We start from the raw sequence: 1,099 nt of genomic DNA, 5'->3' as shown, positions 1-1,099 counted from the left end.
CGCCGTGCAGGCAGTTGGGGCCGTCGTTGGCGGGCAGCGGGTAGGTGCGGTCGCCGAGGGCGAACGAGGCGCCCGCGATGCGGTTGGCGTACCGCCCGATGAGCGCGCCGAAGTACGGGTCCGGGTGCTCCACGTACTCGTCCACCGTCGCCAGCCCCAGCGCCACGTTCGCGTACCGCCCGGCGAGGTCCGGCACCTCCACGGACTGCACGGTCCCGCCGTACGACAGCACCCGCACCCGGGTGCCGCCCGCGACCAGCGTCCACCGCTCGACGGGCGTGCCGTCGGCGAGCTTCCCGAACGGCTCGGCGGTCACGGACGGCGCCGGCACGGCGTCGGGCGGGGGCAGGGGAGTCTCGGCCATGACAAAACCCTATGCGCCCCGCCCACCCCCTCACGCGCCCGCGGCGACTACCGTCCCTCCCGGGCCGCGCGGAGCTTGTCGTACGCGATCTGCGCCAGGACGTTCTGGCCGTCCTCGTCCGGGTGGAAGGAGTCCCAGCGGCTCAGGTGGTCCCCGGTGAACGCGTAGTGGAACGCCGCCCCGTCGTCGTACACGCACAACGGGTGCTCCCCGCACTCCTCCTGGAGCACCGCGTTGAACTCCACCACCCGCTCCTGCACGCCGTCGCGCCGGTCGCTCGCCGTCGCGCCGAGGTCCGACGGCTCCGCCAGCATCGACTGGCAGACGCCCAGCGACCAGATCTGCCGCGTCAGCGCGCTGCCCCGGCCCACCTCCCACAGCCGCATGAGGCTCGGCACGCTGGAGACGTACACCTGCGTCCGCGGCAGGTCGGCCTCCAGCCGGTCCAGCGAGTCCGCCACCGCCGTGCGGAAGTCGGCCACCGGCGTCATGGCCGCCGCGCTGTCCGTGCAGGCGTCGTTGGCGCCGATGAGTATCGTCACGAGATCGGGCCGGCGGGCGATCGCCTCGCCCGTCTGGACCGGTAGATCCGCCACTTGCGCGCCCGAACGGGCGAAATTCCACGTGTGCCCCGACGGCTTGTCCAGCAAACGCCGCGCGAGGCTGTCGACGTCCTTCGAGTCGCCCGTCGACCAGGACTTCTCCGGGCAGTCGGACAGCGGCTCGCAGGCGTGG

At 73.2% G+C, this 1,099-nt stretch carries 2 protein-coding genes; both read right to left on the bottom strand.

Annotation, left to right across the window (positions count from 1 at the left end; translation table 11 throughout):
- Positions 1–364 (bottom strand): aldose epimerase family protein (locus H5J30_RS35000; RefSeq protein ID WP_445194974.1); only part of this gene is annotated, 364 nt, incomplete at its 3' end.
- A gap of 47 nt (positions 365–411) precedes the next feature.
- The coding region (locus H5J30_RS34995) for an SGNH/GDSL hydrolase family protein (RefSeq protein WP_181791826.1) at positions 412–1,099 on the bottom strand (688 nt) is incomplete at its 5' end.

The sequence above is a fragment of the Streptomyces phytophilus genome, from assembly GCF_013870535.1.
Taxonomy (GTDB): domain Bacteria; phylum Actinomycetota; class Actinomycetes; order Streptomycetales; family Streptomycetaceae; genus Streptomyces; species Streptomyces phytophilus.
Note: the sequence above shows the minus strand (reverse complement) of the source record. Positions and strands in the feature narration are given on the sequence as shown.